A 14,574-nucleotide genomic window follows, 5' to 3' on the forward strand; every position below is an offset into this window, starting at 1 on the left:
CCGTGTTTGACCTATGGCGCAGCGGATTCGTGCGGCGTCCGATCGACGCGGTCATGCGCGAAGCCGGCCCGAGGTCGGACGCGATCGTCTGGCTGCCGTCGGGTGGACCCTTCCAGTATTTCGCTGATCCCTTTCCCCTTTCGCGCGACGGCCTTGTGACCGTGTTCGTTGAGGCGTTCGACTATCGAACCCGGCGCGGGGAGATCCGGTATTTCCAGTATGATGCCGACGACGTGCTGGTCGCCGAGGGTGAGGCGTTGTCCGAGCCCTGGCACCTTTCCTACCCTCAAATCATAGAGGACGGCGGCGAGCTCTACATGCTGCCGGAAGGGCACAAGAGCGGCGGGCTGATCCTGTATCGGTGCGTACGCTTTCCTGATCAATGGGAACGGGCGGCGCGCCTGCTCGACGTTCCGGCCATCGATGCGACCGTCGTGCGCCACGCCGATCGCTGGTGGATGTTCCACGCCGTGCCGGGCCCCGACGACCGGGCGATGCGAGAACTTCATGTCGCATGGTCGGAAATCGTGACCGGACCGTGGACGGCGCACGCCGCCAATCCCGTCATGACCGGTTTCCCGCATTCACGACCGGGGGGGACCGCACTGGCAATCAACGGATGTATTGTCCTGCCGGTCCAGGATTGTGGTGAGGCCTATGGGGTCGCAATCAGCCTGCTGCGGATCCAGACCCTGACTCCCGACGATTTTCAGGCCGACATCGTCGGTCGGATCGAGCCTCAGGGTCGGCTTTCGGGTTTCGACGACGGTCTGCACACCCTGTCCGGTCATGGCGAGGTCACCTGTATCGACGTCAAATCGATCCGTCGTTCGCCACATGAGAGCTGGGTCCGTGCCGAATACAAGTTGCGGCGTTTGCTGGGCCTGAACGGGCCCGGCCGGGCACGCGGCCCTTCGCACCGTTGGCGATCCTCTACCCATCCCTCTGTTCGGAACCTCGCCGCCGGGACTGCTCGCCCATGAAGATCGCCATTGTGATGCCGCGCGGCAGCCGCTTCTGCCCGGACCATCCGAACTCCATCGAGACCGTGGTGGGGACCCTGCTTGCCTCCAGCCAGTACCGGCGCTCGACCACGATCATCTGCGACGAAGGGGCCAGCCATACTGGATCGGCTAATGTCGTCACCGTCCCCAAAGGCCTCGGGAGATCCGCGCGCAACAAGGCCGTGGAGGCCGTGCTTCGCGCTACCCGACCGGACCAGATCGAGTACCACCAGCACCTGAAGTCGGCAGCGGACATTTCCCGACGCTTCCCAGACACGCCTCATGTCCTCTATCGCCACACGCGCGTGAAACCCGCGCGTCATCCGATCGAGGGTCTGCGCTACCGGGCGCGCCTGAGACAGTTCGAAAAACTGGTGTTCGTGAGTCAGGCGGCGAGGTCGGAGTTCGTCCGTGACTATCCCTCGTTTGCAGACAGGGCAGCAGCGATCTGCAATCCGATTGATGGCACGGCCTGGTACGCAGACCCCGCCGCAAAGGAAAAGCGGATCGTTTTCGCCGGACGACCGACACTGGAGAAAGGGTTCGACCTGTTCTGCACGGCTTTGGCGGACGTGCTGGACCGCGCGCCGGAGTGGCAGGCCTCGCTGATGCTGGCGGAATGGGAAAGGCACGAAGACTGGGCGGGCCCTTGGCTGGCCGGACTGACGCGGTTTGGCGCGCGGGTTCAGGTCGTTCGCTCGGCACCTCTGGCGCGGGTCCAGGACGTGACCCGCCGGGCCGCGATTGCGGTCACGCCGTCGCGAGTCCCGGAAGCTCTGGGCTTGAGCGCGCTGGAAGCCCATGCGGCAGGCGCAGCGGTCGTCTCGTCGGGACGCGGGGGTCTGATCGAGGTCAGCGGGCCGCACGCGGTCTATGTGGAGCCCATCGAAGCCTGCGCCTTGTCCGATGCCATATGCGCCCTGATCCTGGATGACCATCGACGCCTCGCCATCGCCCGGGCAGGACAGGCCTATGTCGCCGCCGTGCATTCGCCCGCAAGCCGGGCAGGCCAGCTCGACCTGATGCGCGCCGAATTGAGTGTTTCGCATTCAGCGAAAGCGGCCGACATCTGGCTTGGCCAGCGGCAGGACTCCGTGCGGGACGGCTTGCTCCCAGCCTCGTCTGTATAGGCCTGCACAAGTCCCCGGGATGCGGACAGTGGCGCATCATTCCAGCCGGACCAGACTGTCATAGACGTGGGTGACCGCATCAAAGGTCACCCGTGATGGCAGGCCGGCGAAGGGTGCCGCCGCGAACCAGCTTGTAGTCAGACCAGCCAGAACGGGGTCTGCGATCCGATCCGTGTTCCAGCCTAGAAGCAAACGCCCGGCCGGCCGCAGGATTTTGGCCATGGCCGCCAGGATCTGCGTCTGCTGGTCAGTCCTGTCGACCCCATGCCCCAGCACGCCGTTGCACAGGATCGCGTCAAACGTCAGGTCATTGAACATCTGATCGACCCGACAGGCGTCGCCGGTCCGATGATGACCCGAAACGCCCCAGCGCTCAGCGCCCGGGTCGATGTCGGTCGTCCAGACCTCGGCACCGGCGTCCAGGAGAGGCGGGTAGTCATCACGGTTGTAGCCTCGACATCCGATAACGAGGATTCTGCCTGCTTCCTCAGCGAGGGCCGGGATCAGGACCTGCGCCATCATGACCCGGTCCGGCAAGGCGACGATCTGCTCGGCACCCGCCGACCGTGCCAGCTGACGACCGAAACCCCGACCTAGCCAACGCGTGATACGCGTCAAATCGTCCATAGTGATCTTCCCACGGTTTCGGAGACGCCAGGATACGTTGTTTTGGAGCGGGAGGGTGACGACGAAGCGACGGAAGCCATGCCATGGCCGTTGTGTTTGACGACATTGGACGCCTCACTTCAGCCGGTCGCCCGATGGACTTCGAACGGCTAGCGGCTTTAGGATGACCATCTCACCAAAATGCCAGGTGCAGTTCGATGCGATCGCTTCTTCGACGGCTCACGCCCCGGTCCGGCCCGGTCCTGCACAGTCTGAAGGGCGTCTGGACGCTCCGCCCGGATGACTGCCCCTGTGACCTGCATTTCGTCGAATGGATGGAACAGAGAAACGCGCGCGACGAGGTGGTCTTCCACTTCGGAACGGGCAGTCACCATCACGTCGGCATCAAGATGGGCGAGAGCGACCTTGGGGTCTCGGTCATGGGGATCACAGCGACCGCAAGGAATACGACACCTACATCGACCTGGTCACCCACCGGCCCGAACTGGCACGGTCCTACTGCGTCTATTTCGGCGACATCTACACCGCCAATGCCGCCCTGCTCCCCACCTTCGACGTCGTCACCCTGTTCCGCCTTTGCGAGTTCCGCACCGAAGAAAATGACGCCTATGGAGCCCTGACAGATCTGGAACTGACGCGCCTGTTCACCGAGCGCACCCGTCCGGGTGGCCATTTCTTGTTCTATACTGGCTCCTACGCCTACGCCCAGGCAGAGACGGTCATCACCGAATGGGCCGCGTCAAGCACGGTCGAGGAGGTCGAAGGATTCAAGACCCTGCGGGTATTTCGCAAGGTCGGGGCGGGGGCCCCGGAAAGTTGACTTCGGCAAGTCTAAAGGGGCCCTTTTCGTGCAGAAGTCAGGCCAGCCAAGGTCGAGACTGTGTTGGTCAAGTTGGCCTTCGAAACCGTCACACTCCAGAAATGGACGCCTAGCACCTTTGGTCACCATAGCCGCCGCATTCGCCTTTGGATGCTAGCGATACCTCCTCGACATCGAACTTTCCGACCCGGCCCTGGCTGACTGAAAGCGGACGTTTCGAACCGCCGCGTTGAGCCCGACTCTGTCGTTTGAGTCTTCCGACGTAAATGTCTCGAATGGGTCGGTTTCGGGCATTGGTTTGACGCCCGATTGCAGACATTCGATGGACGCGCCGTAAGCGGACATCGTGCAGGTCCGTTCGGGGTGGATAGGCGACATCGGACTTTTTCAACAGTATTGGCCGAGCGCGGACGTTGCGGAACTTTCCTTGGTTGTCGCAGCCTCGGGAGGCTCCAACGTATTTTGACCGCCTTCAGATGTGGAGGCCTAGTAGCCCTCGTCGACATTCGGGCGGAGTGTAGACCTGCGCATTTGTGCCCCAGCCAGCCGTAAGGCCTCGATTTGACGCTCGGCTGTCTGATCCAGAGTGGCGATCAATCGGACCCCGACTTCATCGCCGCGTTGCCAAACTACATCCGCCACATGTTGCGAACCTGAAGGTTGAATCTCAATTTTGATCCGGCCCGACATCTTGCTTTGAGAACGCAGGCGAAGACGTGCGCCGTCCCCATGCAAATCTCTGACAACTCCGTCGAAGACCTCGCCCCACAGACCGTGCGTAATCTGGCAACGCAAAACACACCGCTCCCTTCCAACCGAACAGCGGTCGAGGTTGGGCTGCGCGGCGTTCGATCCCATCTTCATCTGCTCAACCTGCCAACAATGTGCTTCGAAACCATTGAGGGCCATTTCGCCGCTAGCCGTCGGGCGACTTCAATGTCCGAAACGGGTCGGGAACGGCCAAAGGCATCGGACCGAAAAGCGGACGTTCGGATTATCGCCATCCCCAACCAGTCGCGAAAGCCGACTAGGATTTCGACGAAGCCGCCCGCATGAAGCCGTCTACCTAATACGACCGGATCGGCGATGTGATTGAGGAGTTGGTCAAGTTAACGCTGCGGACCCGTGATCGCTCCGATTATCTGGTGGATCGCTACAGCGAACGGAAATCTTCGGGACGCCTGAAGGCGGAGAACACTATCGTTACGGCGGCGATGATGCAGGACTGAAGTCTCGCGTCAGCTACCGGTATAGCCAAGCGAGGGCTCCATGGCCTCAAAGGTTCTGTTCATTCCATAGCCCTTCCCGAAGGGAGCATTGATATGGCCGTAGCGGATCGAAAGCTGATCCTGGGCGATCCGTTCATCCGTCGATTTCAACGCTGCCAGATACAGCGAGGCCGCCAGGCCACTGCGATCGGCCCCTGACTCACAGTGGATCAGGATTGGCTTGGGCATCGACCGCATGAGCGCGATCAGTTGCCAGGCTTCGGCATTCGTCAGGCCGCGTCGAGCTGACATTCGGAAATCGACGTGCTGCATCCCCTGGGCACGCGCCGCGAGGACCTCGTCATCATACCAGTCGGTCCCGGTATTCTCACCGCGTAGATTGATAATGGTGCGGATGCCGAGGGTTCGACGATATCGATTAATGTCATCGACGGACGGCTGAGCGGAGCGATAGAGCTCTTGCGCGACCACGGTGTGGAAGTTGTCCCGCGACGCGACGATCGCAGTGTAAACCAGAAGGCTTACGAGGGCGGCGAACCCACGGCGCAAACTGTCCTGAACAACAGGGCGCGCATCTTGGCTTGAAGGTCGAGCCGACGGCTGGTCGAGCTGAAACCTTCAGGCACCACCTCAACGTATCGATCACAGGACATCGCCACCATCCGCCGAGACGGGGCTTTCTAGGCCTGCGCGACCGCTGACGCGCATTGGGAATCGACAATGTGCGGCGATGTCCCGGCGTCGGCACACTGGGCCGTGGCAAACTCCCTCTCCAACCCAATCCAGAGAAACTACGCCAGGCTTGTTGTGACCGCCCTGGGCCTGACACTGTCCGGATGCGCGACCTATCAACCCGCTCCGGTGGACCTTCCGCCCGTCCTTTCGGCGCGGCGAGCCGAAATCCTGGACCCGGCGTGGGTGAGGGCTGTCATGGGCAACATCGCGCCCGGAGCGTCGCAGGACGGTCGGGCTGACCGTCTTTCTCTCTTCGCGGCCGCCTTGATCTATAATCCCGACATAGAGGCATCGCGGGCCGCCGTGGCATCGGCCGTAGCCGGGGTGCAGGCGGCGCGTGTCGCGTCTGCGGCAAACCTCACGCTCACTGCCGAATATGCGAAAGATGCCAGCGCGACCTCACCCTGGCTGCTCGGCGCGGTCCTGGACCTGCCGCTCGACCGAGGCATCCGTCGCAACGCGCGGACGGTCGTTGCTAGCCTGGCTGTGGATGCCGCCCGCTATGACCAGGCCGAGGTGATCTGGATGGCTCGGATGGCGATCCGAAAGGCCTTGACCGATCGGCTCATAGCCGCACGGCGCGCCGACGCTTTCCAAAGGGTCGTCGATCTGCGCGTCCGTCAGCAAACCGTGCTTGAGCGCCGGGTCGCAGCGGGGGAAGCCAGCCGGGCCGAGTTGGATCGCGTTCGGGCCGATGGCGCGGACGCGGTGCGAGGCCAGGGGGATGCCCGCGTTCAGGCGCGGGATGCTGAGCTTCGCCTTGCCGCAGCGGTGGGATTGCCCACCGACGCCCTTTCGGGGCTCACGCCGGAATGGCACGAGTTCGACACACCGGTCGGCGACCCAGGTGTCGGCGTAGACTCCGCGCAGTTGACCCAGGCGCTTCTGAGCCGTGCGGATGTGTTGAAAGCCATCATCGCCTACGACCAGGCCGAGGCCGATCTGCGGCTGGAGGTGGCGAAACAGTATCCCGCCCTAACAATCTCACCGGGCTACACTTGGGAACGTGGGCTGATGAAGCTGCCGGTCTCGCTGGGGCTCGCGCTGCCGCCCTGGGATTTGAACCGCAGCGCTATCGCACTGGCGCAGGCGCGACGGACCGAGGCGGGGCTCAAGCTGGAGGCCATTCTGGCTTCGGCCGATGCGGCGCTACAGGCGGCCCTGGCCGAAACCCGCGCCTCACGCCTGGCGCTTGATCAAGTCAGGACGGTCGAGACGCCTACGGCGAAAGCCTTGGCGGATCAGGCTGATCGCGAGATCAGGGCGGGTGCCATCGACCGGGCGGAATGGGCGGCGGCTCAGGCTGGGGCGGCTCAGACGCGCCTTGTCGAGCTTGATGCTTTGGCGCGCGTCCATGCCGCCGATGCAGCCCTGGAAGACGCCGTCCGTCGCCCGCTCGAAGGCCCGGAGACCCAAATCCTCTACGCATCCGATCGGAGCCGCCAATGACCCGCCTCGCTGCCATCGGGTGGACGGCCCTGGGGGCAGTGGTGTCCTCGGTCGTGCTGGTCGGCTTTGTGATGCCAAAGTCGGGGCTCTTGCCCGCACCAGCGGAAGCGCAGGGCGAACCGATTGTGGACGGCACTGTCCATCTCGAACCGGACCAACAGCGCAGAGCAGGCATAACGACGGCATTGCCGGTGTCCGGCTCCGCGCCGACAGTCCAGTCGGCCTATGCGCGCGCCCTGGACGTGGGGCCTCTGGCAGCGATTGACGCCGAGATATCAGCCGCCAGCGCGGCGGCGTCCGCCTCTCGCGCCGAGGCGCTTCGGCTGACGAGTCTGGCTGCCCAGGACCAGAGCGCATCGGCACGGTCGGTCGAAGCGGCGCGCGCCCAGGCGATCGCGGATCAGGCTCGCGTCGATCTCGCGTCACGCCGCATCGGCCTGGAGTTCGGTCCCGGTATGGCCCGCCTTGGCTTCGGACAGAGACGCGCCCTGGTGGCCGAGATCGCGGCCGGGCGCGCGGCCCTGATCCGCATCGACCGTCCGGGCGGGACAGTCGCCGGTCGCGTCCGCATCCTGGATGGAAATCTCAGCGCGATCCCGGTTTTTCTCGGCGCTGCATCGACGTCCGATGCGCGATTGCAGAGCGCCGGAATGTTGGCGGTCGTGCGAGGACAGTTGGCGGCTGCTGCGATGGGGGGACGCGTGCTGGCCGCCACGGTGGAGACGGATGCCGCTGAATCAGGGACGATCCTCAACCGGGACTCGCTCGTCCGTTGGCGGGGCGGCCTCTGGGCCTATGTCCAGACCGGCCCAGACACCTTCGTGCGCCGTGAACTGAGTGATGCGCGGCCGGTTGAAGACGGATGGTTCGTTCCGAGCGGTTTCACCTCGGCCGACAAGGTCGTCGTCGCGGGCGCAGGAGTCCTCCTGGCCATCGAACGCGGCGGCGACGCCCCGGCCGAGGAAGACTGAGCCATGCTGTCGCTGATCGTCCGGCTCGCCCTGCGCCATCCCGGCATGGTGGTGCTCGGCACACTGTTGTTGTTGGCGTTCGGCGTCGTGACCGTGGGCTCGGCGCGCTACGATGTCTTTCCCGAATTCGTGCCGCCCCAGGCTACCGTTCAGGCCGAGGCCCCCGGCCTCACCCCTGAACAGGTCGAGGCACTCGTCACGCGCCCGCTGGAGACCACCATCAACGGCTCCAACGGGGTCGCGACGGTTCGCTCCGAGTCGATCCAGGGTCTGTCGGTCATCACCGTTATTTTCGCGGAGGGGAGCGATCCGTTCCGCGCGCGTCAGGTTCTCGGCGAGGCGCTCAGCGAGGCTGCGGGGCAGCTGCCGGTGGGCGTGTCCGCGCCCAAGCTCAGCCCGTTGACCTCTTCGACTATGGACCTGCTCAAGATCGGCTTCGTCAGCGACACGCTGAGCCCGATGGCGCTGCGGGACCTGGTGCAATGGACCGTGCGTCCCCGCTTGCTCGCCACGGCCGGGGTTGCCCGTGCGACGGTCTTTGGGGGCGAGTTGCGCCGGCTTGAGGTCCGCGTCCGACCCGACGCCCTGATTGCCCGCGATATCCCCCTGTCGGACGTCCAGAGCGCGGTCCAGGCGGCGGCGACAGTGCGCGGCGGCGGCTTCTCGGAAACATCGACCCAGCGAATCCTGATCGAGCCGACCAGCGGTGCGGTCACGCCGCAAAGCCTGTCGGGGGCGGTCCTTCCGGCGGGCACCGGTCTGCCGGTGCGCCTCGGAGACGTGGCCGACGTTGTCGAGGCGTCCGCGCCCCGGTTCGGCGACGCCAGCGTCATGGGCCGACCGGGTGTTCTGGTCTCGCTCTCCAGCCAGTATGGAGCCAACACCTTGCAGGCGACACGGGCGGTCGAGGCGACGATCGCAGACTTGCGGCCGGGTCTGGAAGCCCAAGGAGTGAAACTCTATCCGGCGCTGCACCGTCCGGCCAACTTCATCGACGCCGCCCTCGGGGGCATCCGCACGGACCTGTTGATCGGAGCGGCGCTGATCGGGCTGATCCTTATGGCTTTCCTGCGCGATCTGCGAGTCGCTTTCATCGCCTTCATCTCCATTCCTCTGTCGCTGCTGGCCGCCCTCATCGTCCTGGATCGGCTCGGCCAGACGATCAACACCATGACGCTGGGCGGGCTTGCCGTCGCGCTCGGCGTGGTGATCGACGACGCCATCGTCGGGGTCGAAAACATCGTGCGGCGTCTTCGCGATGCCGGTCCCGACACAGATCGCCAGGCGGTCATCGAAGCAGCTTCGGTCGAGGTCCGGGCACCGGTGGTCTATGCGACCTACGTTCTGGCCCTGACGATCGCGCCGATCCTGTTTCTGACCGGCCTTCAAGGTTCGTTCTTCGGACCACTGGCGTTCGCCTTTCTGCTGGCGACCCTGGCCTCCCTGGTCGTGGCCGTGACGGTCACCCCGGCGCTGTCGCTTCTGCTTCTTCGCCGTGTGAAGCTGCACGACGAACCCAGCTACATCACCACACTAAAGAACGCCCACGCCCGTCTGCTCGATCCGATCTGTGCTCGTCCCCGTGCCGTCGCGCTGGGGACGCTGGGCGTCGGGCTCGTGTCGCTGCTCGCCTTCTTCGCGTTTGGCTCGGAGCTTCTGCCATCGTTCCGGGAGGGCCATTATGTGCTCAAGATCAACGGACCGCCCGGAGCCTCGATCGGCTGGATGCAGGCCGTCGGCGTGCGCATTTCGCGCGACCTTTTGGCGGTGCCCGGCATCGCGACAGTCGAACAGCAGATCGGTCGCGCCGAGTCGGGAGAAGACACTTTCCCGCCTCACCTCAGCGAAATGCATGTGGAGCTGAAAAAGGGAGCCGACGACAAAGACGTGCGTGAGGCGATGGCCGAGGTCTTGGCGCGCTATCCCGGCATGACGACCGAAACATTGACGTCCCTCGGTGACCGGATCGGAGAATCCTTGTCCGGGGAGACGGCGCCGGTCGCCGTTGCGATCTATGGACCCGATCTCGACGTTCTCGACCGGGTCGCCGCACAGTTGGCTCAGACGCTACGGGCCGTTCCAGGCGCGGCTGAAGTTCAGGTCCGCGCGCAACCGGGCGCTCCGACACTGCGCGTCAAACTCGACCCCGCCCGGATGGCGCTACGTGGTGTCACTCCCACCGATGCCTATGACGCTATAGATACGGCGTTCCAAGGCCTCACGGTCGCTCAGGTCACCGACGCCGATCGTCTGACCGAAGTCGCCATCACCTTACCGCCTGAACTCCTTCGCGATCCCGAAAGCCTCGGAGCCGTTCTCGTCCGCTCCGCAACGACCGCAGTTCCCTTGTCCCAGATCGCGACCCTCCGGCTGGTGGATGCCCGGACTTCGATCAACCATGAAGGAGGCCAGCGGCGACAGGTAGTGACGGTCCGTCCGACCCGCGCAGACGTCTCCGGCTTCGTTCGTGACGCAAAGGCTCGCGTCGCATCGGGGGTGACGCTGCCGCCGGGGGTCTCACTACAGTTCGCGGGTGTCGCCGAGGGACAGGCCGCCGCTGCGCTCCAGATTTTGACCAACGTCGCCGCCGCCTCCATCGGCGTGGTCGCGCTGCTCGTGCTCGCGTTCGGCGGTGGACGCCCGGCGGGTCTAATCCTGGCCGGGACGCCCTTTGCCCTGGGCGGCGGCATCGCCGCCGTCGCCATGACCGGCGGTATTCTCTCGCTCGGGGCGTTGGTGGGTTTTGTCACTCTGTTCGGCATTGCGGCGCGTAACGCTATCCTGCTGATTTCCCATGTTGATCATCTCGTCGAACAGGAAGGCGAGCCTTGGGGCCTGGAGACGGTCCTTCGGGCGACCCGCGAGCGGGTTACACCCATCTTGATGACGGCGCTCGTCACTGGGCTGGGCCTTGCGCCGTTGGCGCTGGAGGCGGGTCATGCCGGGCGCGAAGTTCAGGGACCGATGGCGGCAGTCATCTTGGGTGGGCTGGCGACGTCCACCTTGATGAGCTTGCTGCTGTTGCCCGCGCTGGTTCTCGCCTACCGCTATCCTTCGCCCGCTGAACCGAGGCCCTTCGCCCATGCGCCTGCTGCTGATCGAGGATGACGCGGAAACGGCCGACTTCGTCGCCCAAGGCTTGGCGCGACGTGGACACACGGTCGAGGTCGAAATGGACGGCGGGCAAGGCCTCGATCGAGCGCGAGCGGGCGGGTTCGATGTGCTTGTGCTGGATCGGTTGCTGCCGACGCGCGACGGCCTGTCGATCATTCGGGACCTGAGGGCCGCCGGGATAGACCACCCGACGCTGATGCTGACCGCGCTTGGGTCGGTCGTGGACCGGGTGGCGGGCCTGGAAGGCGGCGCGGACGATTATCTGGTCAAGCCCTTCGCCCTGTCCGAACTGTTCGCCCGCGTCGAGGCCCTCGGCCGACGCCGGGGACAGGTGCCGGGCGCATCCCTACAGCTCGCCGATTTGACCCTGGATCGGCTCAGGCGCGAGGTTCGCCGGGGCGAGGCGAAGATCGATTTGCAGCCGCGCGAGTTTCAGCTTCTGGAGTCCCTGCTCCTCCAATCTCCCAATGTGGTCACGCGCGCGATGCTGCTGGAGCAGGTCTGGCGGTTCCGCTTCGATCCGGGCACCAATCTGGTCGAGAGCCACGTCAGCCGCCTGAGGGCCAAGATCGATCGCGGTGATGACCAGGCATTGATTCATACCGTGAAAGGCCAGGGCTATGCGGCGTTTGCGTCCTGACAGCTGGCGTCGGACAACCAGCGGCCGGATCGCTCTGTTGCAGGCGGGGCTGCTCGCCTTCGCCATCGGCGGCGCGGGCCTGGGCGGCTGGCTGGCCACCCGGGGGCTCGCCGAGCGCGATGCGCGCGACCGGATCACGCTTGAGATCGACGCGATGGCGCGAGAGATCGCGTCCGAGGGGCGACGGGCCGCCATCGACGCCGTGATGGCGCGGGCCGAGCGACCTGGCGCCTTGGAATACCGGCTTGAGACCGAGACCGGCATCGTGCTGGCGGGCGACCTCACCACGCCGTCGGCGGGCAAACGATGGGGCATCATCGACGTCAGCGACGAGACCCCAGGATTCGAGGGCAAGCAGCGGCTTCTGGTGCATCGCCAGACGATGCCGGACGGCTCGATCCTGACGGTGGGTGACGATCTCGGGCGTGGTGAGGCGTTGCGCGATCGCCTGTTTCGCTCCTTCCTCGCCTGGGGTCTTGTGTCTCTTGCCCTGGGCTTGACAGCCGGTCTCCTGCTGAACCGGCGTGCCTTGTCGCGTATGGACGGGCTGGTAGGGGCCGTCGCCGCCGTGGCCGATGGCGACCTTGCGGCCCGTGCACCCTTGCGAAGCCTGCCGGCGTCACGGCGCGACGACATCGACCAACTGTCGGAGGGTATCAATCAGATGCTCGATCGCCTGGACCTCCTGGTCGCTGCGGTTCGCCGGGTGTCCGCCGACGTGGCGCACGATCTGCGAACGCCCCTCTTTCATGTGCAGCAGCATCTGGCATCGGCGGAGGCGGCCACGACGTCCGGGGCGCGTCAGCGGGCGATCACGGCTGCCGGCCAAGGCGTTTCATCGGCCCTGCGCGTCTTCGAGGCCATGCTTCGCCTCGCGGCCATCGATGCGGGCGAGGCGCGCGCTCGCTTTTCCGAAGTCGATATCAACGAAGTAGCGGATCGCGTGGTCGATGCCTATCGACCCGAGGTCGAGGCGTCCGGCCGAACCCTGTCGCTGACGTCTGGGTCGAATTCGCAAGTCTATGGCGATGCGGATTTGATCGCCCAGGCTTTGGCCAATCTCATCGAAAACAGCCTCAAACACGCAAGCGCGGGCGCCCGGATTGCGGTCGGGATCGACGGCGCCATGAACGAGGTCAGCCTGAGTGTCGCGGACGATGGCCCTGGTATTCCGGCCGAACTGATCGAGATGGCGCTGAGGCCCTTCTCGCGGCTCGACGGATCACGCTCCTCGCCAGGCACTGGCCTCGGCTTGCCCATCGCCGAAGCGGTCGCGCGGCTGCATCACGGCTCGCTGGTCCTTCAGGATGCTCAGCCCGGCCTGAAGGCGACAATGACGTTCCCCATCATTCCCGTTGATGGCGCGCACGGCGAGCAGCCTCCGATCGCGCAGGCGAACACATGACGCCTTCTACATCAGGACGGCGGCCATCCGGCCTGCGTGCGGTGCCCGCCGGCGTCTGGACTCTGGGGTTCGTGTCTCTGTTCATGGATGTGTCTTCAGAGATGATCCACAGCCTGCTCCCGGTCTTCCTGGTCAGCGGTCTGGGAGCCAGCGTGGCGCTGGTCGGTCTGATCGAAGGTATGGCCGAGGCCACGGCCTCGATCACTAGGGTTTTCTCTGGCTACCTCAGCGACCGCCTGGGCAAGCGCAAGATGCTGGCCGTCATCGGCTATGGGCTTGGCGCTCTCACCAAGCCCATCTTCCCGCTGGCGGTCACGCCGTTCGAGGTCTTCGGCGCACGTTTCGCCGACCGGATCGGCAAGGGCATTCGGGGGGCACCGCGTGACGCCCTCGTCGCCGATCTTGCGCCCCCAGAAATCCGGGGCGCGGCATTCGGGCTGCGGCAGTCGCTCGACACCATCGGCGCCTTCGCGGGTCCATTGGTGGCCATGGGTCTTATGGTCCTGCTCGCTGGCGACATTCGGGGGGTCTTCGCCTGGGCCATCGTTCCGGCGCTGATTGCCGTCGCCTTGCTGGTGTTCGGCGTTCGCGAGCCAGAGCCGACAACAACCCCGAAGGTGGCACGGTCGCCGATCCGATGGAGCGAGCTACACACCCTGGGCACGCCCTTTTGGTCCGTCGTCGGCTTGGGTGTCGTCTTCACCATGGCCCGGTTCAGCGAAGCCTTCCTGGTGCTGCGGGCCCAGGACGTCGGCCTGCCGATCGCGCTGGTGCCGGTGGTTATGGTGGTGATGAACGTGGTCTATTCCCTGGTCGCCGCGCCGGCGGGAAGCCTGTCCGACCGTGTCGATCGTCGCTGGGTGCTGGCCGCCGGTCTCGTCTGCCTGATCATCGCAGACCTTCTGCTCGCCAGCGGATCCAGTGTGGCTGTCGTCCTTATCGGCGTGGCCTTGTGGGGCCTTCACATGGGTTTGACCCAGGGTCTGCTCGCGACCTTGATCGTGGATACGACAGACGCATCCCTCCGAGGCACGGCCTTTGGCCTGTTTGGTCTCGCCACGGGCGTCACGATGCTGGTGGCGAGCGGACTGGCTGGCCTTCTCTGGAGCACGCTGGGTCCGAGCGCGACGTTCTTGGCTGGATCGTTGTTCGCCGGGATATGCCTCGCAGCACTGGCGGGGGTCGTCCTGCGCCGGTGAAATGGCCGAGCCGTTTCGGGGGGTGGTCGCCGTCATCGATCTGGTCGTGAACCTCGTCAGCGCCGTGCTGCTGGCTGGGAGGGCACCACCATCATCATGGGCATGATCACGATCATCACCACCACGGCCATGGCGACGACAACCTTCGTTCCGCTTACTTCCATGTGATGGCGGAAGCCCTGCCGTCGGTCTTGGCCATCATAGCCCTGTCGGCGGGCCACTATGTCGGCTGGACCTCGACGTTCCAGCCC

General features: G+C 65.1%; 12 protein-coding genes. 9 read left to right on the forward strand and 3 right to left on the reverse strand.

The window, feature by feature from the left end:
• The first annotated feature begins 29 nt into the window (after positions 1 to 29).
• A complete protein-coding gene (locus ACP7AB_RS09685) occupies positions 30 to 983 on the forward strand; it encodes a glucosamine inositolphosphorylceramide transferase family protein (protein ID WP_425992301.1) in 954 nt (317 codons plus the stop codon).
• Positions 980 to 2,134, forward strand: coding sequence for a glycosyltransferase family 4 protein (locus ACP7AB_RS09690; protein WP_425992299.1), 1,155 nt, complete (start codon positions 980 to 982; stop codon positions 2,132 to 2,134). The genes ACP7AB_RS09685 and ACP7AB_RS09690 overlap by 4 nt, the downstream gene beginning before the upstream one ends.
• 36 nt (positions 2,135 to 2,170) lie before the next feature.
• Here the strand turns inward: ACP7AB_RS09690 and ACP7AB_RS09695 are convergent, their stop codons facing one another.
• Entirely contained in the window at positions 2,171 to 2,761 is a 591-nt protein-coding gene (locus tag ACP7AB_RS09695) for a class I SAM-dependent methyltransferase (protein WP_425992297.1), read from the reverse strand.
• Positions 2,762 to 3,071: 310 nt separating this feature from the next.
• Here ACP7AB_RS09695 and ACP7AB_RS09700 point away from each other — a divergent pair, with 310 nt between their 5' ends.
• A complete protein-coding gene (locus ACP7AB_RS09700; protein ID WP_425992296.1) occupies positions 3,072 to 3,581 on the forward strand; it encodes a hypothetical protein in 510 nt (169 codons plus the stop codon).
• A gap of 486 nt (positions 3,582 to 4,067) precedes the next feature.
• Here ACP7AB_RS09700 and ACP7AB_RS09705 read toward each other — a convergent pair whose 3' ends face one another.
• On the reverse strand, positions 4,068 to 4,490 hold the full coding sequence (locus tag ACP7AB_RS09705; protein WP_426046138.1) for a PilZ domain-containing protein: 423 nt from the start codon (positions 4,488 to 4,490) through the stop codon (positions 4,068 to 4,070).
• A 329-nt stretch (positions 4,491 to 4,819) separates the two neighbouring features.
• Positions 4,820 to 5,359, reverse strand: coding sequence for a tyrosine-protein phosphatase (locus tag ACP7AB_RS09710; protein ID WP_425992294.1), 540 nt, complete (start codon positions 5,357 to 5,359; stop codon positions 4,820 to 4,822).
• Positions 5,360 to 5,740: 381 nt separating this feature from the next.
• On the opposite strand from ACP7AB_RS09710, the gene ACP7AB_RS09715 reads away from it, so the two are divergent.
• Genes ACP7AB_RS09715 through ACP7AB_RS09740 form a run of 6 tightly spaced genes read left to right on the forward strand, consistent with a single transcriptional unit; the run spans position 5,741 to position 14,323 of the window.
• On the forward strand, positions 5,741 to 6,994 hold the full coding sequence (locus ACP7AB_RS09715) for a TolC family protein (protein ID WP_425992292.1): 1,254 nt from the start codon (positions 5,741 to 5,743) through the stop codon (positions 6,992 to 6,994).
• Complete coding sequence (locus tag ACP7AB_RS09720) at positions 6,991 to 7,965, forward strand: hypothetical protein (protein ID WP_425992290.1); 975 nt, start codon at positions 6,991 to 6,993, stop codon at positions 7,963 to 7,965. The genes ACP7AB_RS09715 and ACP7AB_RS09720 overlap by 4 nt, the downstream gene beginning before the upstream one ends.
• A 3-nt stretch (positions 7,966 to 7,968) precedes the next feature.
• Complete coding sequence (locus tag ACP7AB_RS09725) at positions 7,969 to 11,073, forward strand: efflux RND transporter permease subunit (RefSeq protein WP_425992288.1); 3,105 nt, start codon at positions 7,969 to 7,971, stop codon at positions 11,071 to 11,073.
• On the forward strand, positions 11,048 to 11,719 hold the full coding sequence (locus ACP7AB_RS09730) for a winged helix-turn-helix domain-containing protein (RefSeq protein WP_425992286.1): 672 nt from the start codon (positions 11,048 to 11,050) through the stop codon (positions 11,717 to 11,719). Before ACP7AB_RS09725 ends, ACP7AB_RS09730 begins: the two co-directional genes overlap by 26 nt.
• 37 nt (positions 11,720 to 11,756) lie before the next feature.
• On the forward strand, positions 11,757 to 13,124 hold the full coding sequence (locus ACP7AB_RS09735; protein ID WP_425992285.1) for a sensor histidine kinase: 1,368 nt from the start codon (positions 11,757 to 11,759) through the stop codon (positions 13,122 to 13,124).
• A 41-nt stretch (positions 13,125 to 13,165) separates the two neighbouring features.
• Positions 13,166 to 14,323, forward strand: coding sequence for an MFS transporter (locus ACP7AB_RS09740; RefSeq protein WP_425992283.1), 1,158 nt, complete (start codon positions 13,166 to 13,168; stop codon positions 14,321 to 14,323).
• The last annotated feature ends 251 nt before the right edge of the window (positions 14,324 to 14,574 follow it).

The organism is Brevundimonas sp. TWP3-1-2b1, from assembly GCF_049896165.1.
Classification (GTDB): Bacteria; Pseudomonadota; Alphaproteobacteria; order Caulobacterales; family Caulobacteraceae; genus Brevundimonas; species Brevundimonas subvibrioides_B.